This is a genomic window from Janthinobacterium sp. SUN073 (assembly GCF_030397665.1).
In the GTDB taxonomy this organism is placed as follows: domain Bacteria; phylum Pseudomonadota; class Gammaproteobacteria; order Burkholderiales; family Burkholderiaceae_D; genus Janthinobacterium.
This window is the reverse complement of the sequence record NZ_JAPUBT010000002.1, coordinates 274,025-293,750: the sequence shown is the minus strand read 5'-3', so window position 1 is coordinate 293,750 and position 19,726 is coordinate 274,025. Positions and strand designations below refer to the sequence as shown.

The following is a 19,726-nucleotide window of genomic DNA, read 5'->3' as shown; positions in this document are numbered from 1 at the left end:
CTGCGAGGTAAAGAGTGGAAAACGGATGCCACGCAGGGTATCTGCAAAATGGAACTGCGGCAATGGTATTTTCTTGTCATCATCTGCCGCCAGTAGTTCTCCACATTTGCTCAGGGTGCGCTCGCCGGGGGCACTATGGAGTGGAAGGGGGTGGGTGCTGTATAATGGGAGAAAAGTACTTAACTAGCTGTTTTAACTGAATAAAGACCTAATATCACATGCTTTCAACCGCAAATATTACGATGCAGTTTGGCGCCAAGCCATTGTTTGAGAATATCTCCGTCAAGTTCGGCGACGGCAACCGCTATGGCTTGATCGGCGCCAACGGCTGCGGCAAGTCGACGTTCATGAAGATCCTGGGCGGCGACCTGGACCCGTCGGGCGGCAATGTCATGCTCGATACCAACGAGCGCCTGGGCAAGCTGCGCCAGGACCAGTTTGCGTTTGAAGATATGCGCGTGCTCGACGTGGTCATGATGGGCCACACGGAAATGTGGGCCGCCATCCAGCAACGCGACGCCATCTACGCGAACCCGGAAGCGACCGACGACGACTACATGCAGGCGGCCGACCTGGAAGGCAAAGTGTCCGAATACGACGGCTACACGGCCGAATCGCGCGCGGGCGAACTGCTGCTGGGCGCCGGTGTCGCCATTGAGCTGCATCAAGGCCCGATGAGCAATGTCTCGCCAGGCTGGAAGCTGCGCGTGCTGCTGGCGCAGGCGCTGTTCTCGAATCCGGACATCCTGCTGCTCGACGAGCCGACGAATAACCTGGACATCAACACGATTCGCTGGCTGGAAGACGTGCTCAACGAGCGCAACTCCACCATGATCATCATTTCCCATGATCGCCACTTCCTGAACCAGGTCTGCACCCACGTGGCCGACATGGACTACGGCACCCTGAAGATTTACCCGGGTAACTACGACGAATACATGTTCGCCTCGACCCAGGCGCGCAACCAGCAGCTGGCCAACAACGCGAAAGCGAAAGACAAGGTTGCCGAGCTGCAGGAATTCGTGCGCCGCTTCGCCGCCAACAAATCCAAGGCCCGCCAGGCGACATCGCGCGCCAAGCAGATTGAAAAGATCAAGGTCGACGACATCAAGCCATCGTCGCGTGCCTATCCGTTCGTGCGTTTCGACGGCGAAAAGAAATTGCACCGCCTGGCCGTGGAAGTCGAGAATATCTCGAAAGGCTTTGACCGCCAGCTGTTCAAGAATTTCAGCATCATGGTCGAAGCGGGCGAGCGCATCGCCATCATCGGCGCCAACGGCGCCGGCAAGACCACCATGCTGCGTTGCATCGCGGGCGACATCGCCGGCTTGCAGCCAGACCAGGGCCGCGTGAAGTGGGCGGAAAACGCCAACGTGGGCTACATGCCGCAAGACCCGACGGAAGATTTCGCCAAGGACACGAACCTGACCGACTGGATCGGTCAGTGGACGAAAGAGGGCGACGACGACCAGGCTGTGCGTTCCATCCTGGGCCGCTTGCTGTTCGGCGGCGACGATGTCAAAAAGGCCGTCAAGGTGCTGTCCGGTGGTGAAAAGGGCCGCATGATGTACGGCAAGCTGATGCTGGGCCGCCACAACGTGCTGATGCTCGATGAGCCGACCAACCACATGGACATGGAATCGATCGAATCCTTGAACATCGCGCTGGAAAAATACGCGGGCACCCTGATCTTCGTGTCGCATGACCGCGAATTCGTGTCTTCGCTGGCCAACCGCATCATCGAGATCAAGGAAGACGGCATTGTCGATTACAACGGCAATTACGAAGATTACTTGAAGAGCCAAGGCATCGATTAATTCGATGGGTTGCCGGATGGCGCATGCAGCGCTTCCGGCATGCAGTGTCGCAGGCTGGGCAATCGGCCTGTCGATATGCCATCGTGTATTCTCACCCAGCTACCCTACACCATGCAAACTTTAGCCATCAAATCCGTCGAGTATGAACATCCACAAGACGGAGCCAGCTGCACTGCCCACGCCTGGGCACGCACGCCAGCGACGCCTTCCCCGGCTGAAAAAGCCGAATTGATCACGCGCATCAAGCGCCTGCTGATCGAGCGCGAGGCCGTGCTCGTTGCCCATTACTACGTTGATGCCGACCTGCAAGACCTGGCCGAAGCCACGGGCGGCTGCGTCTCCGATTCGCTGGAAATGGCCCGTTTCGGGCGCGACCATCCGGCCAAGACCCTGGTCGTGGCCGGCGTGCGCTTCATGGGCGAAACGGCGAAGATCCTCAGTCCCGAAAAAACCGTCTTGATGCCCGATCTCGACGCGACCTGTTCGCTCGACCTCGGTTGCCCGGTGGACGAATTCACGGCCTTCTGCGACGCCCATCCGGACCGCACGGTGGTGGTGTACGCCAACACCAGCGCGGCCGTCAAGGCGCGCGCCGACTGGATGGTGACGTCGTCGATCGGCCTCGACATCGTTGCCCACTTGCATGCGCAGGGCAAGAAAATCCTCTGGGCACCCGATAAACACCTGGGTTCGTATATCCAGAAGGAAACGGGCGCCGACATGTTGCTGTGGCAGGGTAGCTGCCTCGTGCACGACGAATTCAAGGGCATCGAACTCGATTTGCTCAAGGAAGAGTATCCGCAAGCTAAGGTGCTCGTGCACCCGGAGTCGCCCGCCAACGTGGTGGCGCTGGCCGACATGGTGGGCTCGACGTCGCAAATGATTGCGGCAGCGCAAACCATGGATACGGACACTTTTATTGTCGCCACCGACAATGGCATTCTGCACAAGATGCGCGCGGCCGCGCCGGGAAAACGCTTCATCGAAGCGCCCACGGCCGGCAACAGCGCCACCTGCAAAAGCTGCGCGCACTGCCCGTGGATGGCCATGAATGGCTTGCTGAACCTGGCGCAAACGCTGGAAAACATGCACAACGAAATTCACGTCGATCCCGCAGTCGGCCAGTTGGCCGTGCGCTCGATCAATCGCATGCTCGACTTCGCCGCCGCCAGGAAGGCAGGCCTCAAGCCGGGCGCGGACCTGGCAAAAGAAACCACATTGTTCCAAGGAATCGGTCCAGCATGAGTACCCTTGTTAATTCTTTCGCTCCCTTCGATCCGGCCCTGGCGCGCGCGTTCGAGGGCAATCTGCTGGCCGCCTTGCTGGAAGACGTGGGTCAGTGCGACCTGACGGGCGAGCTGGTGCCGCCCGACCACATCGTCACGGCCCGTGTCATCGTGCGTGAAGCGGCCGTGCTGTGCGGTGCGCCGTGGTTCGAAGGCATCATGAAAAGCCTGGACCGCGGCATCGACATCGTTTGGCATTATGCCGAAGGCGACATGATGACGGCCGACAGCGTCGTTTGCACGATCGAAGCGCCGGCGCGCGCCTTGCTCACGGCCGAGCGCAGCGCCCTCAATTTCCTGCAACTGCTGTCGGCCGTGGCCACGGCCACGCGCCGGTATGTCGACGTGATCGCCGGCACCAGGGCGTCCATTCTCGATACGCGCAAGACCTTGCCGGGCCTGCGCCTGGCGCAAAAGTATGCGGTGCGCGTCGGCGGCGGCAAGAACCAGCGCCTGGCCCTGTACGATGGCATCCTGATCAAGGAAAACCATATCGCGGCCGCCGGTGGCGTCAGCCAGGCCCTGGAAAACGCGCGCAACCTCGACGCGGGCGTGCCCGTGCAAATCGAGGTGGAAACCCTGGCGCAATTGCGCGAAGCGCTGGACGCGGGCGCCATCTCGGTACTGCTGGATAACTTCAGCAACGACATGCTGCGCGACGCCGTGGCCCTCACCAACGGCCGCGCCTTGCTGGAAGCGTCGGGTGGCGTCAACTTCGACACCGTGCGGGCCATTGCCGAAACGGGCGTGGACCGCATCTCGATCGGCAGCCTGACGAAGGACGTGCGGGCCACCGATTACTCCTTGCGCATCGTCGGCTGATGAGGGAAGCAGGGCGGCGCCTGCTGGCCCTGGCGCTGCTGTGGCCGGTCTTCGCCGTGCCACTGCAGGCGCGCGAGCTGCTGGCCGTGGGCGCGCAGTTCGAGCACGTGTTCGAATACCAGGACGGTGGCGAGTATGGCGGACTGGGCGCGGAACTGCTGCGCCTGATGGCGGCGCGCACGGGTAACACCGTGCGTTTTCGCATGGTGCCGTGGGCGCGCGCGCAAGCCATGCTGGTGCAGGGCCAGGCCGATATCTTGATCGGCCCCTACAAGACGCCCGAGCGCATCGCCAGCATGGGGTTTTCCGACAAGCCGTTCTACCAGGACCAGATGGTCTTTTATACGCGCCAGGACGCCAGTTTCGGCTGGGATGGCGATTACGCGGCGCTGAAGAACCGCAGGGTGGTGCTGCTCAATGGCTGGGCGTATGGCGCGGACTGGGAGCGCGTGCGGCCCGGCTTGCAGGTCAGCGTGGCCAACAATGTGGAAAATGGCTTGAAGATGCTGGTGCACAACCATGTCGATGTGTTCGTCAGCAACCGCCGCAATACCGACCCCGTCATCGCCCGCCTGGGCTATGCGCGCCAGGTGAAACCCCAGCCCAAGGTCATCGACATACAAAACGGCTATTTCGCCTTCCCCCGTTCTCCCGCCTTCGACAAGCTGCGCCTGCAGTTCGACCAGGAATTGAATAATCTGATCGAGACGGGTGAACTGAAACGGCTGGGCAAGCGCTACGACGTCGGCATGCCCTGATACTGCCTATTTTCGTCGTGTTTGACGCGCCTCAAGCATTCGGCAGGGCCAGGTCCTACCCTGAAAACAGGCAGCACAACACTGCCCATCACGCCGAGGGGGAATGCCATGGAGACGCACCGCATCAAGCAACTGATCTGCACCGGTTTCGCCATCGCGCTGGCCGCTGCCCTGTTTGCCTGCGGGGGAGGCCATCATCACCGCCCGCCGGCCGCGAGCACCTATGCGGCCACCAGCCTCGTGTCCGATACGCCCGCCTTGCCCGCCGCACACACGGACACCAACCTCGTCAACGCTTGGGGCGTGGCCTTCAATCCACGCGGTTTCGTCTGGGTGGTGGCGAATGGCACGGCGAAGTCCACCTTGTATGATGGCAACGGCGTGCCGCAATCGCTGGTGGTCAGCACGCCGCCAGGGCCGACCGGCATCGTGTTCAACGGCACGCAGGATTTCAAACTGAGCCAGAACGGCGTGACGGCGCCCAGTCCCTTCATCTTCGCCAGCGAAAGCGGCAGCATTTCCGCCTGGTCGCCCACGGTCAGCCCGACGACGGCCGTGGTCGTGTTCGACGGCAGCGCGGGCGGCAGCGTCTACAAGGGCCTGGCCATCTCGCGCTATGCGAACGCCAACTACCTGTATGCGACCGATTTCCACAACGGACGCGTCGACGTCTTCGATGCCAGTTTCGCCAAAGTCGCCTTGCCCGGCGCGTTCAGCGACCCCAGCTTGCCGGCCGGCTATGCGCCGTTCGGCATCCAGGCTATCGGCGAGCGCATCTACGTCGCGTACGCGAAGCGGGAAGCCAGCGGCGACGATGAAGAGGCTGGCGCCGGCCTCGGTATCGTCAATGTGTATGACACGGGCGGCACACTGATCAAGCGGCTGGTGAGCGGCGGCGCTCTGAATGCGCCCTGGGGCATGGCGCTGGCGCCGGCCGGTTTCGGCACGGCCAGCAATATGTTGTTGATAGGTAATTTTGGCGATGGCAAGATCAATGTCTATGATACTGACACGGGTAGCGCTGGCGGTGCGCTGCTCAAGACGGACGGCACGCCGCTGGTGATCGATGGCTTGTGGGGCATCGCCTTCGGTAATGGCCTCAACAGCCAGCCCGTCAATACGCTGTTCTATGCGGCCGGGCCGGATGACGAGACGCATGGGCAATACGGGCGCATCGATTTGAAGTAGAGGGAACGTCCCCGTGCGCCCGCAGGGCTGCACGGGGGCTGGGCATGCTTACAGCTGGCGCGCCTCAAACGTGTTGCACTGGGAAATCTGGCCGCTCTCGATGCCCTTGCTGAACCAGCGCACGCGCTGTTCCGAGGTGCCGTGCGTAAATGAGTCGGGCACGACATGGCCTTGCGACTGGCGCTGCAACGCATCGTCACCGATGGCCGTGGCTGCTTTCAGGGCCGCTTCCACATCGCCCTGTTCCAGGATCTTACGGTCGGCGTTCGCGTGGAATGCCCATACGCCGGCAAAGCAGTCGGCTTGCAATTCCAGGCGCACGGACATGGCGTTGGCCTGGCGCTCCGATTGCGTGCGGCGCGCCTTGTCGACCTTTTCGGACAAGCCCAGCAGGTTTTGCACATGGTGGCCCACTTCATGCGCGATCACATACGCTTCGGCAAATTCGCCCGAGACCTTGAAGCGCTGCTGCATCAGATTGAAGAAATCGAGGTCCAGGTAGACTTTCTGGTCGCCGGGGCAATAAAAGGGGCCGCTGGCGCTCTGGCCCGTGCCGCAGGCTGTGGGGATGCTGCCCGAAAACAGCGCCAGCTTGGGGCGCACATAGGTGCCACCTTCGGCCTTGAACAGGGCGCCCCACGTGTCTTCCGTATCGGCCAGCACGGTTTTCACGAAGCGGGCCATGTCGTCCGATTCCGGGGGCGGGCGCGCGGGCGACTGGCTTTGCTGGGTGCTGACCTGGCCGCCACCGCCGCTGAGCAGATTCAGCAAGGTCAAAGGATTGACGCCCAGCACATACGAGCCGACGAGGGCGATGACGATGGTACCGATGCCGATCGAGCGCCCGCCAAAGCCGCCACCACCGCCGCCACTGCCTCCTTCGCCACGGTGGTCTTCCACATTGTCGCTTTCGCGATTGCCTTCCCATTTCATGATCTTTACTCCTGCTGCGATTGTGCGATTGATTGGTGACGCCTCAACATGCTGCTTGAGGCGAATCTTGTTATTATCGCAGTAAACCGCGCCGCGACAGGGGCGACAATGTTACGCTTTGCAACTTTCCAACTACATTAAAACAGGTGCACGCATGGTGCTTGCCAACGATACACGCATTTCGCCCACGGCGGTGGTTCAGGCCCAATTGGACGCCTACAACGAACACGACGTGCCCGCCTTGCTGGCCATCTACGCCGATGATGCGCAACAATTCCAGCACCCCGATACCTTGCTGGCCACGGGCAGTGCGCAGATCGGCCCCCGCTTCACGGCTCGTTTCGCCGCTAGCCGGCCGCAGGCGCAGTTGCTCAACCGCATCGCCTGCGGCAAGCTGGTGATCGATCATGAAATCGTCCATGGCGACACGGACGATGGCATGTCGGCACAGGAACTGGTGGCGACGTACGAGGTGGAGCGGGGCCGCATCAGCCGCGCCTGGTTCAGCTTTGGCACTTTGACGCACCTGCGCGTGGCGCTGCCGGCCGATGTGCCCGCCATGAATGCGCTGATCGCCCGTTCCGGCGTGGAATTGAGCGCGGGCTTTTATACGCAGGAACAAGCCGAGGCCGTGACGCGCCACGTGTTTGGCGTCGATACGCAGCTCGTTGCTGACCGGACGTATTTCGTCATCGAGCGCGACGGCGCCATGCTGGCCTGCGGCGGCTGGAGCCGGCGTGCCACCCTGTACGGCGCCGACCGCGCCAAGAGCGGGCCGGACCCGTTGCTCGATCCGGCCAGCCAGCCGGGCCGCATCCGCGCCTTCTTTGTCGAGCCAAGCGCCGCGCGCCAGGGCCTGGGCAGCATGCTGATGCGCCATTGCGAACGCCAGGCGCTGGCCGCCGGTTTTACGGCACTGGAACTGGCCGCCACCTTGCCCGGCGTGCCGCTGTACCTGGCCAGCGGTTTTGCCGTCACCGAAGATTTTCACCTCGACTTGCCCGATGACATCAAACTGCCGCTGGCGCGCATGCACAAGCGGCTGTAAGGCTGCTTACCAGGGCAACGGGGCCTTTTCTCCGTTGGCATGCTCGCCGTAGTACAAGGACGGCAGGAAACGCGACAGATAGGTAAATTCGCTGTAGCAATGGCGCAGCAAATTGAGGCCCAGCACGTCGGGCACGTCGCGCACGGGATCGAGGCTGTTGCGGCCCAGCAAGAAGCGGCTGCGCAGCACGCAGCCCGTGGGCGTGTCGCGCGTCAAATGCAGCATTTCGCCGTCGAGCGGATCACCCTGCGGATCGAGCACCACGTGGTCGCCAAAGCCGATGCGCGCGCAGATGGCGGCCGACAGGGCGCCGCTGTCCTTGGCCTGCTGCAGTTGTGCCGGATCAAAGACTTCCTTCGGATCATGGAACTTCAGCTTGGCTTTCACGGGCGCAATGTCGCCCAAGGACTCCACCGCCTCGATCGAGGCGCCGTAATAATTTTCTCCCTTTTTCCACGCGCTGTTCCAGCCGTGATGGGCCACGTGGTCATGCGGATGCCACCACTTGATGTGCTGCGTCGTCTCGAAAAATGTAAACCACCAGTCCAGCATGCGTCCGCTGCAGCCGTGCAGTTCCGTGCGCGCCGCCACCAGCAGGCAACCGTCTTCCAGGCGCGTGATGCCCGTTTCCAGGTGCAGGGGAAACGGGTCGAGCAAGTCGCCCGTGTTGGTGATGCTCCATGGGAATTCAATAGGCTTCGTCATGTCGTTCTCCTTTGTTGTGGTGCGACAATTATATATTAAAGAAACGTACAACGTTTCCAAAATATGTTTCAGTGTAAAATTGCCCATCGATCAAGCCTGGAGCCGGCATGCAGGAAGAAGAGAGCAAGACAGAGAGCAAGGCTGTGCGTGGACGGGGCCGTCCTGCGCGCCCGTCCGAGGAAGCGCGCGAAGCGGCCGTGCAGGCGGCCACCTGGCTGCTGCTGCACGAAGGCTATGCGGCCACGACCATGGAAGCGGTGGCGCGCCACGCGGGCATGGCCAAGAAGTCGCTGTATCAATATGCGGCCAACCGCGAGGAACTGGTCGCCCTGGTGGTGCGCGGCTGGACGGATGCCTTCCTGCCTGCCATGGCGCACGATGCGGCCGCGCCCGGCGAAGTGCTGCCCTTATTGAAAGAGATCTTGCAGGCGATGGTGGCGCGCGTGCTGACGGCGGATGCCGTCGGCCTGTTTCGCCTGCTGTGCACGGAGTTTCCCGCCCGTGCGGATTTACTGGTTGTATATCAACGCAACGGCATCGAGCGGGGCACGGCCCTGCTGGCCGAGTGGCTGGCTCGCCAGGCTGCGTGCGGCCACATGACGGTCAGCAATGCGCCTGAACTGGCCGGCTTGCTGCTGGCGATGGTGATTGCAGAACCCCTGCGGCAGATGGCGCTGGGTTTGCTGGCGCCCGTGCCCGCCTGGGATGCCGCGCCGCGCATCGATGCGGCGCTACGATTGTTGGGCGGCCAGTCGTTCAAGGTGGCTGGTGCTTCAGCGCTTCGCGGTAGCTGAGCGTGGAGAGCTGCTGGCGGTGCGCGTTGGCAAACGCCGTTACGGCTTCGGGGGCGTGGCGCGCGTAATCGCGCAAGGCCCAGCCGATGGCCTTGCGGATGAAAAACTCGTCTTCATGGGCCAGCGCCAGGGCCGCGTCGAATAGCCAGACGGCATCCGTGTCGGCGCGCCAGCCCAGCTGGTGCAGCATGGCGATGCGGCGCAGCCAGAAATCCGTGTGGCGCAAGGCGTCACTCATGTGCGCATGGCCGTCGCCGCCGCGCCTGTGTTCCGCCAGCAGCACGTCGCCCACGATGCCCGCCATGCCGTCCACGCTATCCCACCACGCGCGCTGGTGCGCCAGTGCCAGCAGGGCGGGGAGGTGAGCGATGTTCAGCTGACGCCGGTGCATATCCAGCATGTCGAGCGCCACGTGCTGGTATTCGCGTTCCGGCTGCTGCCACAGCCGCTGCACATGCTCCAGCAGCGTCCCGGCATCGATACCCTTCAAGCCCGCCAGCAAGTCCCTGGCGGCCAGCCGGCGCTGTGGCGCCGCCACGCCCAGGAACACGAACTGGTCGCGCATATAGGCCTGCATGGGCGCCGTGCGGCCCGGTTCGGCAGCCGCTTCGAGTGCGATTCTTAATTCTTCATGTAGGTTCATGGCATCTCCAGGCGTAAAAAAGGCGCTCCATGGAGCGCCTTTTCATCTTCATCCGATATTACTGGACTTTTGCCTTCTTCATGAGTTCGTCGCGGTAGGCGGCGAGTTTCTTCTGTTGCAGCGATTCAGCCACTTGGCCCTTGACTTCTTCCAGTGACGGCAGCTTCGTCGGACGGGTTTCTTCCAGCTTGATCACGTGGAAGCCGAATTGCGATTGCACGGGCGTTTGCGTGATCTGGCCTGGTTTCAGGGCGACCATGGCGTCGGAGAATGGCTTCACGTACGAAGCTGGGCTAGCCCAGTCCAGGTCGCCGCCATTGGCTGCGGAACCGTCTTTCGATACTTTCGCCAGTTCTTCGAACTTGGCGCCGCCTTTCAGCTTGGCGATGATGTCTTTCGCTTCCGCTTCGGTGGCCACCAGGATGTGGCGTGCATGGTATTCCTTGTCGCCCGCCTGTGCCTTGAACTTGTCGTACTCGGCCTTGATTTCAGCGTCCTTGACAGGGTTCTTCTTGACGTAGTCGGCCAGCAGGGCGTTGATGATGATGCTTTGACGGGCATTGTCGATCTGCGACTTGACTTCCGCACGCGTGCCGTAGCCTTGCTTGTCGGCTTCCTGGATCAGCACTTCACGGCCGATCAGGTCTTTCTTGATGGCTTCGCGCAATTGCGGCGAATCGGCTTGCTTGCCTTGGGCGACGACTTGCTTGACGACCTGGTCAACGCGCGACGATGGGATGGCCTTGCCATTCACGGTGGCGACGTTTTGCGCGAATGCAGGGATCGCGACGACGGCGACCAGGGCTAAGATCAGGCGGGCTGGCTTCAAAATCATGTTTATTCCTAATAAATATACTAAAAATCGATACGCGCGACTGTCGCGCAGTGCGCATTCAGGCGCAGAATACACGACCGGCGCCGAAAAGGGCGCCGGGGAGGTCAGTTCTTACTGAACTTTCGCTTTTTTGATCATTTCTTCCTGATACGCTTGCAGTTTCTTTTGTTGCAGCGCCTCGGCGATCTGTGGCTTGACTTCTTCCAGGGTCGGCAGCTTGGCCGCGCGGGTGTCGTCCAGCTTGATCACGTGGAAGCCGTTAGGCGTTTGCACCGGGGTGTCGGTGACTTGGCCTTTTTGCAGCTTCACGAAGGCGTCGGAGAACACTTTCGGGAAGGACGATGGGGCTGCCCAGTCCAGGTCGCCGCCATTGTCGGCCGAACCGGCATCTTTCGATTGCTTGGCCAGGTCCTCGAACTTGGCGCCGCCTTTCACCTTGGCGATGATGTCTTTCGCTTCCGCTTCGGTGGCCACCAGGATGTGGCGCACGTGGTATTCCTTGTCGCCCGTCTGGGCTACGAACTTGTCGTATTCGGCCTTGATTTCAGCGTCGTTGACGGGGTTCTTTTTCAGGTAGTCGCCGACCAGGGCGTTGATGACGATGGCTTGCCGTGCGTTCTCGATTTGCTGCTTGACGGCTGCATCTTTACCGAAACCTTTGTTTTCCGCTTCTTGCATCAGCACTTCACGGCCGATCAAGTCCTTCTTGATCATTTCGCGCAATTGCGGCGAATCCGGTTGCTGGCCTTGGGCGACGACTTGCTTGACGACTGCATCAACGCGCGACGATGGGATAGGCTTGCCATTAACAACGGCAATATTTTGCGCAAAAACAGGTACCGCGACAACGGCGAGTAGTGCGATCAGCAAGCGGGCTGGCTTAAAAGTCATTATTAAATCCTGTTAGGGAAAGTTTCGTAAAAAACGCATGGAAAGAAATTGATAACATGGCTCGGGTACACCAAAACGCCATCCTTACACTACTTCGGACGGCGCCAGGGCCACAATCGCCAATGCATGTATCTCATTATGCATCATATCGTGCACGGAATCATACACCAGTCGATGGCGCATGACGAGCCTGAGCCCCTCAAATTGACTAGAAATAATGCGTAGATTGTAATGACCTCCGCCCGAGGCGGCGCCCGCATGGCCCCGGTGGCGCGCCGAGTCGTCTTCCAGCACGCATTCCAGAGGTGAAAGTGCCGTTTCCAGGCGGGTACGAATGCGCTGCATGCGCGTCTCCGGCGAAGTATTCTCGGTGGTGGTATTCATCATGCGTCTTCCTTGATATGTTTGGCGAGGAACAGGGTTTGCGCCACGATGAAGGCAAAGAAGATGCCCGTCGCGCCAAACGCTTTAAAACTGACCCAGGCGGCCATGTCGCCCTTGTACAGCACGAAGGCGACGAACAAATTGAGCGCGCCGATGGCGCCAAAGAAAATGATCCATGCCGCCAGCAACTGGTTCCAGACGGCATCAGGCAATTGCACTTGCGCTTCCATGGTCTTGCGGATCAGGTTTTTCTTGAAGCCCACATGGGCGATCAGCAGGGCCAGGCCGGACAGCCAGTAGATCAGGGTCGGCTTCCATTTCAGGAAGAAATCGTCATGCAGATAAATGCTGGCGCCGCCGAACACGACAAAGATGAACAGCGACAGCCACAGCATGCCGTCCACCTTGCGCCCGCGCAGCAGCAGATAGCTGACCTGGCAGGCGGTGGCGACGATGCCGACGAGGGTGGCGAGTATCCATGGCGCCTGGTCAGCCTTGATCAGGCCGCCAGACACGAAGCCGGACAAATATTGCTGCACGAAATCGTGCGTGGCCGCTTCATACATGCCGCCCAGTTTGAAGGCGGCGAAGAAGGCGATCAGGGGGAATAGGTCGAATAGAAATTTCATGGCGAGACTTTACACTGGTCTTATTAAAATCATCTTAGGAATGGCTTAGGAGCAACCGTGGCGCTCCCAGGCCATACTGGCGTCTCAAGGCTGCGGATCGAAGCGCAACGATGCCGAGTTGATGCAATAGCGCAAGCCGGTCGGCGGCGGGCCGTCCGGGAAGACGTGGCCCAGGTGGGCGTCGCAGACGGCGCAGACGATTTCCGTGCGCAGCATGCCGTGGGTACGGTCGACAATCTCCGTCACATTCTCCGGGTCCAGGGCCTGGAAATAGCTGGGCCAGCCGCAGCCGGAATCGAACTTCGTGTCCGAGGCAAATAAGGGCGTGTTGCAGCAGACGCAGGTGTAGATGCCATGTGCATGGTGGTCCCAGAACTTGCCCGTGAAGGCCCGTTCCGTGGCCGCATGGCGCGTGACTTCGTATTGCATGGAATCGAGCATGGCGCGCCATTCGGCGTCGGTTTTCTTGACTTTATTCGTGGTCATGGTAGTACCTCAGGATGAGCAACTGACTTCAAGGTGGCTGGCCCAGTCGGGCGGCAGGGCCGCATAGTGCTGGTGTTCGGGCTGTTCGTCAAATGGCTTTTGCAATATTTCCAGCAATTTCGCCACTTCCGTGTAGTCCTGCTGCTGGGCTTTTTCGATGGCCACTTGCGCCAGGTAGTTGCGCAGCACGTATTTCGGGTTGACGCCGTTCATGGCCGCTTGCCGTTCGGCATCGACGCTATGCTCTTGCAACAGGCGCGCGCGGTACGTGACGGCCCAGGCATCGAAGGCGGGGCGGTCGATGAACAGGTCGCGCAGCGCCGTGTCGTGCTCGGGGGCGGCCACCTGCAGTGTCGCCAGGGCGCGGAAGAAGTTGGTGAAATCCACGTGATTGGCTTGCATCAGCGCAAACATGCTGTCGAACAGCGCCGTATCGTCGTCCTGGCTCGTCTGCAAGCCCAGCTTGGCGCGCAGCAAGGCATTCATCTTCTCCGCAAAGGCGGGTTGGTAGCTGTCCAGCGCCGCCTGCGCCAGTTCCACTTCGCCGATCAGCGGCAGCAGCGCCTGGCCCAGCGCATAGCAATTCCAGTGGCCCACTTGTGGCTGATTGGCGTAGGAATAGCGGCCCTGCTGGTCCGTATGGTTGCAGATGTGCTCGGTATCGAACGCTTCCATGAAGCCGAACGGGCCGTAATCGAGCGTCAGGCCCAGGATCGACATATTGTCCGTGTTCATCACGCCATGCATGAAGCCCACGGCTTGCCATTGCGCGATCATGTGCGCCGTGCGCACGCACACCTCGGCCAGCAAGGCTTGATACGGATTTGATGCGGCGCGCAAATGGGGATAAAAGCCGTCGATGACGTAATCGGCGAGGATTTTCAACTCGTCCGGCTTCTTGCGGTAAAACCAGTGCTCGAAGGAGCCGAAGCGCACGAAACTGTGCGCCATGCGCGTGACGACAGCCGCCGTTTCCACCGTTTCGCGCATGATGCCTTGCTGCGAACCCATGATGGACAGCGCGCGCGAGGTGGGAATGCCCAGCGCGGCCATGGCTTCCGAGCACAGGAATTCGCGGATGGACGAGCGCAGCACGGCGCGTCCGTCGCCCATGCGCGAATACGGCGTGGCGCCGGCGCCTTTCAGCTGCAGCTCCATCGGGCCGTGTTCGGTGGCGATATCGCCCAGCAGGATGGCGCGCCCATCGCCCAGCTGGCCGGCCCAGACGCCGAACTGGTGGCCCGAATACACGGCCGACAGGGGCAGCGAGCGCTCGGCGACGGTATTGCCGATCAGCAGCTCCACATAATCGGCTTGCGCCAGGCGCGCGGCATCGAGGCCGATCAGGCTTGCCGCCGGCGCGCTGGCGGCGACGAAGTAGGGCGCGGGCAAGGGCGTGGGCATCAGCCGCGTATAGAACGCGGGCGGCAAGGCCGCAAAGGCATTGTCCAGTGGTAAGGTATGAGCGGTGATGGCGATTCCATTCAAGTAGATGCGCCGGCAAGGTGCGCCAGGCTGGAACACGATTTTACCGCACGGCGCGAAGGTCCGTACCGGACGCCGGCACCGCAAAAAACGGAATCAAAAATTCCATGCTGCAATGCAATATCGAAATGCGTTGACGATTTCCGCACGACCGTACGAAACTAGGGAAAATCTTTAAATTCCTACAATAACCGAGTAGCCACCCCAGGAGACACGATGTCGGCATTTCCCTTGAGTCCAGTGATGGGCCAGATGATGAATCAGCCCCTGCTGATTTCCAGCATTATCGAGTTTGCAGCGCGTCATTATGCAGGCAGCGAAATCATTTCGCGGCGGGTGGAGGGCGATATGCACCGCTACACCTACCGCGATTGCCATCAGCGCGCGCGCCGTCTGGCCAATGCCTTGCATGGCCTCGGTGTCGGCATGGGCGACCGGGTCGCCACGCTGGCCTGGAATGGCTATCGCCACCTGGAAGCCTATTATGCCGTGTCCGGCTCTGGTGCCGTGCTGCACACCATCAATCCGCGCCTGTTTCCCGACCAGATCGCCTATATCTCGAACCATGCCGAAGACCAGGTACTGCTGTTCGACCTGACCTTCTTGCCCGTGGTGGAAAAGATCGCCGCCGACTGCACCTTTGTGCGTCATTTCGTGCTGATGTGCGACCGCGAGCGGATGCCCGCCAGCAGCAGCATCCCCGACCTGCTGTGCTATGAAGACTTGATCGCCACGCATTCCGACGATTACACGTGGCCCCTGTTCGACGAGAATGCGGCCGCCACCCTGTGCTATACGTCCGGCACGACGGGCAACCCGAAGGGCGCCCTGTATTCGCACCGCTCGACCGTGCTGCACGCGTATGCCTCGGCCATGCCCAGCGGCCTGAACGTGCGCGCTTCCGATACCGTGCTGCCCGTGGTGCCCATGTTTCACGTGAATGCCTGGGGCTTGCCGTATTCCGTGCCCCTGTCCGGCGCGCGCATGGTCTTTCCCGGCGCGGCGCTCGATGGCAAGTCGCTGTATGAATTGTTCGAGGCGGAAAAAGTGACGTTCTCGGCCGGCGTACCCACCGTCTGGCTGGGTTTGCTGAACCATGCGCTGCAGAATGACTTGAAATTTTCCAGCTTCCGCCGCACGGTGATCGGCGGTGCCGCGTGCCCGCCGGCCATGATGGATACCCTGATCGACAAGTTCGACATCGAAGTCATCCACGCCTGGGGCATGACGGAAATGTCGCCGCTGGGCACGGCGGGCGGCTTGCAGACCAAGCATCTGGACTTGCCGAAGGACGAACAGCGCAAGATCCTGCAAAAGCAGGGCCATGCGATCTACGGCGTGGACATGAAGATCGTCGATGACGACGGCAAGGAATTGCCGTGGGATGGCATCAGTTACGGCCATTTGCTGGTGAAAGGGCCGTGGATCATCTCGTCGTACTACAAGAACGAGGGCGGCGACGTGCTGCAGGATGGCTGGTTCCCCACGGGCGACGTGGCCACCATCGATGCCGATGGCTACATGCAGATCACGGACCGCAGCAAGGATGTGATCAAGTCGGGTGGCGAGTGGATCGGCACCATCGACCTGGAAAACCTGGCCATGGCCCATCCGGCCGTGCTGCAGGCCGCCTGCATCGGCGTGTTCCACCCGAAATGGGATGAACGGCCCGTGCTGGTGGTGGTGTTGCGCCCCGGCATGGCGGTCACGCGCGAGGTTTTGTTGCAGTTCTTCGAGGGCAAGATCGCCAAGTGGTGGACGCCGGACGACGTGCTGTTCATCGACGCCTTGCCCATGGGCGCCACGGGCAAGATCCAGAAGAACAAGTTGCGCGAGCAGTTCAAGGGCCACCAACTGCCCGGCATGTAATCGAGGCGGCGCGCAAGGAGGGAGCGCTGTTATACCATGATGGTCGGCCCCGGCGCTGCGCGCGCCGCGACAAAAATAATACGAGCGTTCTTTTATGCGGTATAGTGAAGCTTCATCCCTTGCAACCACCTCATCGCCAAGTAAACACCAATACACCAGTAAGGAAGAGACATGAGTGCTGAATATCAAGTGAACGGCGCTGTTGCCGTCATTACCCTCGCCAATCCGCCCGTCAATGGACTGGGCCTGGCTACGCGCACGGCCGCCGTGGCGGGCATCCGCCAGGCGCTGGCGGACGAGGCCGTCAAAGCCATCGTCATCACGGGCGCCGGCAAGGCCTTTTCGGGCGGCGCCGATATCAAGGAATTCAATTCGCCCAAGGCGCTCACGGAACCGACCCTGCACACCCTGATCAACGTCGTCGAGCAATCGACCAAGCCGGTGGTGGCGGCCATCCACAGCGTCTGCATGGGCGGCGGCCTGGAGCTGGCGCTGGGCTGCAACTACCGCGTGGCCGCGCCGGGCGCGCAGATGGCCTTGCCGGAAGTCAAGCTCGGCATCTTGCCGGGCGCGGGCGGCACGCAGCGCCTGCCGCGCGTGCTGGGCCTGGAAATGGCCCTCAACATGATCGTCTCGGGCACGCCCGTGGCGTCCGAGAAACTGGCCGGCACGGCCCTGTTCGACGAAGTCATCGCCCCCGGCGCCGACTTGTTGCAAGCCGCCGTGGCCTTCGCCACGAAAGTGGCCGATGTGCGCCCGCTGCCGAAAGTGCGCGAACGCAAGGTCGATTACCCGAACCACGAAGCGTTCCTGCAGTTTTCGCGCAATACCGTCAAAGCCATGTCCGGCCCGTTCCCCGCACCGCTGAAATGCGTCGATGCCGTGGCGGCCGCCGTGACGATGAAATTCGACGATGGCTTGAAGTACGAGCGCGAACTGTTCATGCAGCTGGTGCAGTCGCCCGAGTCGAAAGCCTTGCGCCATGCCTTCTTTGCCGAGAGGATCGCCAGCAAGGTGCCCGACGTGCCGGCCGACACGCCCGTGCGCAGCATCGCCAGCGCGGCCATCGTGGGCGCCGGCACCATGGGCGGCGGTATCGCCATGAACTTTGCCAACGCGGGCATTCCCGTGATGCTGCTGGAAACAAAGCAGGAAGCGCTGGACAAGGGCCTGGCCACCATCCGCAAGAATTACGAGAACACGGTGAAAAAGGGCAAGCTCACGCAAGAGAAGGCCGAGCAGCGCATCGCCCTGGTCAGCGGCACGCTGGCGTATGCCGACATCGCGCAAGCCGACATCGTCATCGAAGCCGTCTTCGAAGAACTGGGCGTCAAGGAGACCGTGTTCAGGCAGCTCGACGCCGTCATGAAGCCGGGCGCCATCCTCGCCTCGAACACGTCCACGTTGGACCTGGACAAGATCGCCGCGTTCACCCAGCGCCCGCAAGACGTGATCGGTACGCATTTCTTCAGCCCCGCGAACGTCATGAAACTGCTGGAAATCGTCCGTGGCAAGGAAACGGGCAAGGATGTGCTGGCCACGGCGCTGGCGCTGTCGAAAAAACTGAAGAAGACGGGCGTCGTCTCGGGCGTGTGCGACGGTTTCATCGGCAACCGCATGATCGAGCAATACAGCCGGCAAGCCGGTTTCCTGCTGGAAGAAGGCTGCTTGCCGGAGCAAGTCGACAAGGCGGTGGAGAAATTCGGCTTCGCCATGGGCCCGTTCCGCATGGGCGACCTGGCCGGCAACGACATCGGCTGGGCCATCCGCAAGCGCCGCTACGTGGAAAAACCGGAAGTGACGTATTCAAAGACGGCCGATTTGCTGTGCGAATTGGGTCGCTACGGCCAGAAGACGGGCGCCGGCTGGTATGACTACAAGCCGGGCGACCGCAAGGCGTATCCGTCGGAGCAGGTCAACGCTATGGTTGTGCAGCATTCGCAGGACATCGGCGTGGCGCGGCGCAAAATCAGCGACCAGGAAATCGTCGAACGCCTCGTGTATGCGCTGGTCAATGAAGGCGCGCGCATCCTGGAAGAGGGCATCGCCCTGCGCGCCTCGGACATCGACATGGTGTATCTGACGGGATACGGCTTCCCTCTGTTCCGCGGCGGCCCCATGTTCTATGCGGACACGGTGGGCTTGCCGAACGTGCTCGATACGATTGCCGGCTACGAGAAAGGCCGCCACGGCGAAGCGTGGACGCCGGCGCCGCTGCTGGTGAAACTGGCGGGCGAAGGCAAGGGTTTCAATAGCTGATGACGGACTGCTGAAAAGCAAAGGGCAGATTTCTCTGCCCTTTTTTTATTTCTTCTTTGCCACCATCTTGACCGCCTCGTTGACGATGACGGGGTTGTCTTTCTGGATGTAGTAGCCGGCGCCCGTGATGCGCTCGATGGCTGGCGCGCCGGACAGGCGCTGCCAATCCTTTTCCTGGGCCCGCACCACGTTCTCAAACGAGCCCATTTCCTCGATGCCGAACTTGTCGCGCACCAGCAGCATGGCGGGCACGCGCAGGGGACTGGCCATGTCGACGTGCTGCAGGCATTGCGTCTGGGCATCGAATTCGGCCGATTCCGTACTGTTGAACATGAGTTTGCGCCGCGTCTTCACGAGCATGGCGTAGGTGGACGCATCCGTTTGCATGCGGTTCCATTGCTGCGGGTGCGTGGGGTCGAGCAAGACCAGGCCGGCCACGTCCTGCGGGTACAGCCTGGCATACACATACTGGTACAGCCCGCCCAAACCGTGGCCCACCAGCACATACGGCGGTTTCAGGCCCGCTTGCGCCAGCAGGGCGCGCTGCTGGGCGGCAATGGTGCACGGGTCGCGCGGCGTGGTGGTTTTCTTGCTGTCGCCATAGCCGGGACGGTCGTAGACGAGCACGCGGTGCTGTTTGGCCACTTCGGGCACCACCTTGGCCCACACATCCTTGCCGTCACCCATGGCTGACTGAAATACCACGGGCAAGCCGCCCTGGCCACTCAAGGCATAGGCGATGCTGGCGTCGGGCAGGGCGGCCGTGGCGGGCACGCCTGGCGTGGCCGGCGACGACGGCAGCAGGGAGCAGCCGGAAAAACAGCCGGCCAGCAGCAAGCCGGCGCTGGAGAGGAGCATGGTGCGCGCGGGGCGGCCGACGAATAGATGATGCAT

General features: G+C 61.5%; 19 protein-coding genes. 9 read left to right on the top strand and 10 right to left on the bottom strand.

Annotated elements, in window-relative coordinates; genetic code table 11:
• The first annotated feature begins 218 nt into the window (after nucleotides 1-218).
• From O0882_RS09260 to O0882_RS09240, 5 genes are all read left to right on the top strand, one after another.
• Entirely contained in the window at nucleotides 219-1,817 is a 1,599-nt protein-coding gene (locus tag O0882_RS09260) for an ABC-F family ATPase (RefSeq protein ID WP_099763667.1), read from the top strand.
• A gap of 111 nt (nucleotides 1,818-1,928) precedes the next feature.
• The gene (gene nadA / locus O0882_RS09255; protein ID WP_289947261.1) at nucleotides 1,929-3,062 is read left to right on the top strand and encodes a quinolinate synthase NadA; all 1,134 of its coding nucleotides are present in this window, start codon (nucleotides 1,929-1,931) and stop codon (nucleotides 3,060-3,062) included.
• Nucleotides 3,059-3,925: a carboxylating nicotinate-nucleotide diphosphorylase gene (gene nadC / locus O0882_RS09250; protein WP_289947260.1), complete on the top strand. Its 867-nt coding sequence runs from the start codon at nucleotides 3,059-3,061 to the stop codon at nucleotides 3,923-3,925. The genes nadA and nadC overlap by 4 nt, the downstream gene beginning before the upstream one ends.
• The gene (locus tag O0882_RS09245) at nucleotides 3,925-4,683 is read left to right on the top strand and encodes a transporter substrate-binding domain-containing protein (RefSeq protein ID WP_289947259.1); all 759 of its coding nucleotides are present in this window, start codon (nucleotides 3,925-3,927) and stop codon (nucleotides 4,681-4,683) included. Before nadC ends, O0882_RS09245 begins: the two co-directional genes overlap by 1 nt.
• 108 nt (nucleotides 4,684-4,791) lie before the next feature.
• Nucleotides 4,792-5,871: a TIGR03118 family protein gene (locus tag O0882_RS09240; protein ID WP_289947257.1), complete on the top strand. Its 1,080-nt coding sequence runs from the start codon at nucleotides 4,792-4,794 to the stop codon at nucleotides 5,869-5,871.
• 48 nt (nucleotides 5,872-5,919) lie between these two features.
• Here the strand turns inward: O0882_RS09240 and O0882_RS09235 are convergent, their stop codons facing one another.
• Nucleotides 5,920-6,804, bottom strand: a complete 885-nt coding sequence (locus O0882_RS09235; protein ID WP_289947255.1) for a neutral zinc metallopeptidase — start codon at nucleotides 6,802-6,804, stop codon at nucleotides 5,920-5,922.
• Nucleotides 6,805-6,958: 154 nt separating this feature from the next.
• Between O0882_RS09235 and O0882_RS09230 the strand changes: the two genes are divergently transcribed.
• On the top strand, nucleotides 6,959-7,852 hold the full coding sequence (locus O0882_RS09230) for a GNAT family N-acetyltransferase (protein ID WP_289947253.1): 894 nt from the start codon (nucleotides 6,959-6,961) through the stop codon (nucleotides 7,850-7,852).
• A 6-nt stretch (nucleotides 7,853-7,858) separates the two neighbouring features.
• Here the strand turns inward: O0882_RS09230 and O0882_RS09225 are convergent, their stop codons facing one another.
• Nucleotides 7,859-8,557 carry a hydrolase gene (locus O0882_RS09225; RefSeq protein ID WP_289947251.1) on the bottom strand — a complete coding sequence of 233 codons (699 nt, stop codon included), beginning with the start codon at nucleotides 8,555-8,557 and terminating at the stop codon, nucleotides 7,859-7,861.
• Between the two features lie 107 nt (nucleotides 8,558-8,664).
• Between O0882_RS09225 and O0882_RS09220 the strand changes: the two genes are divergently transcribed.
• Nucleotides 8,665-9,351, top strand: coding sequence for a TetR/AcrR family transcriptional regulator (locus tag O0882_RS09220; protein ID WP_289947249.1), 687 nt, complete (start codon nucleotides 8,665-8,667; stop codon nucleotides 9,349-9,351).
• On the opposite strand, the gene O0882_RS09215 is transcribed toward O0882_RS09220, so the two are convergent.
• The 7 genes from O0882_RS09215 to O0882_RS09185 all read right to left on the bottom strand — a co-directional run bounded on the left by O0882_RS09215 (nucleotide 9,314) and on the right by O0882_RS09185 (nucleotide 14,707).
• Nucleotides 9,314-9,994: a DNA alkylation repair protein gene (locus O0882_RS09215; RefSeq protein ID WP_289947248.1), complete on the bottom strand. Its 681-nt coding sequence runs from the start codon at nucleotides 9,992-9,994 to the stop codon at nucleotides 9,314-9,316. The two genes, O0882_RS09220 and O0882_RS09215, sit on opposite strands and share 38 nt — an antisense overlap.
• 58 nt (nucleotides 9,995-10,052) lie before the next feature.
• Nucleotides 10,053-10,829 (bottom strand): peptidylprolyl isomerase, encoded by a 777-nt coding sequence (locus O0882_RS09210; RefSeq protein WP_289947246.1) that lies wholly within the window; start codon nucleotides 10,827-10,829, stop codon nucleotides 10,053-10,055.
• Between the two features lie 111 nt (nucleotides 10,830-10,940).
• Nucleotides 10,941-11,720 (bottom strand): peptidyl-prolyl cis-trans isomerase, encoded by a 780-nt coding sequence (locus O0882_RS09205; protein ID WP_289947244.1) that lies wholly within the window; start codon nucleotides 11,718-11,720, stop codon nucleotides 10,941-10,943.
• A gap of 84 nt (nucleotides 11,721-11,804) precedes the next feature.
• Nucleotides 11,805-12,107: a BolA family protein gene (locus O0882_RS09200; RefSeq protein ID WP_289947242.1), complete on the bottom strand. Its 303-nt coding sequence runs from the start codon at nucleotides 12,105-12,107 to the stop codon at nucleotides 11,805-11,807.
• Nucleotides 12,104-12,733, bottom strand: a complete 630-nt coding sequence (locus tag O0882_RS09195; RefSeq protein WP_046682773.1) for a septation protein A — start codon at nucleotides 12,731-12,733, stop codon at nucleotides 12,104-12,106. Before O0882_RS09195 ends, O0882_RS09200 begins: the two co-directional genes overlap by 4 nt.
• Nucleotides 12,734-12,817: 84 nt before the next feature.
• Nucleotides 12,818-13,219, bottom strand: a complete 402-nt coding sequence (gene msrB / locus O0882_RS09190) for a peptide-methionine (R)-S-oxide reductase MsrB (RefSeq protein ID WP_289947238.1) — start codon at nucleotides 13,217-13,219, stop codon at nucleotides 12,818-12,820.
• A gap of 9 nt (nucleotides 13,220-13,228) precedes the next feature.
• Entirely contained in the window at nucleotides 13,229-14,707 is a 1,479-nt protein-coding gene (locus tag O0882_RS09185) for a protein adenylyltransferase SelO (RefSeq protein ID WP_289947235.1), read from the bottom strand.
• A 213-nt stretch (nucleotides 14,708-14,920) separates the two neighbouring features.
• On the opposite strand from O0882_RS09185, the gene O0882_RS09180 reads away from it, so the two are divergent.
• Entirely contained in the window at nucleotides 14,921-16,573 is a 1,653-nt protein-coding gene (locus O0882_RS09180; RefSeq protein ID WP_289947233.1) for a 3-(methylthio)propionyl-CoA ligase, read from the top strand.
• 171 nt (nucleotides 16,574-16,744) lie between these two features.
• Nucleotides 16,745-18,832 carry a 3-hydroxyacyl-CoA dehydrogenase NAD-binding domain-containing protein gene (locus tag O0882_RS09175; RefSeq protein ID WP_289947231.1) on the top strand — a complete coding sequence of 696 codons (2,088 nt, stop codon included), beginning with the start codon at nucleotides 16,745-16,747 and terminating at the stop codon, nucleotides 18,830-18,832.
• Between the two features lie 45 nt (nucleotides 18,833-18,877).
• On the opposite strand, the gene O0882_RS09170 is transcribed toward O0882_RS09175, so the two are convergent.
• Nucleotides 18,878-19,726, bottom strand: coding sequence for an alpha/beta fold hydrolase (locus tag O0882_RS09170; RefSeq protein WP_289947230.1), 849 nt, complete (start codon nucleotides 19,724-19,726; stop codon nucleotides 18,878-18,880).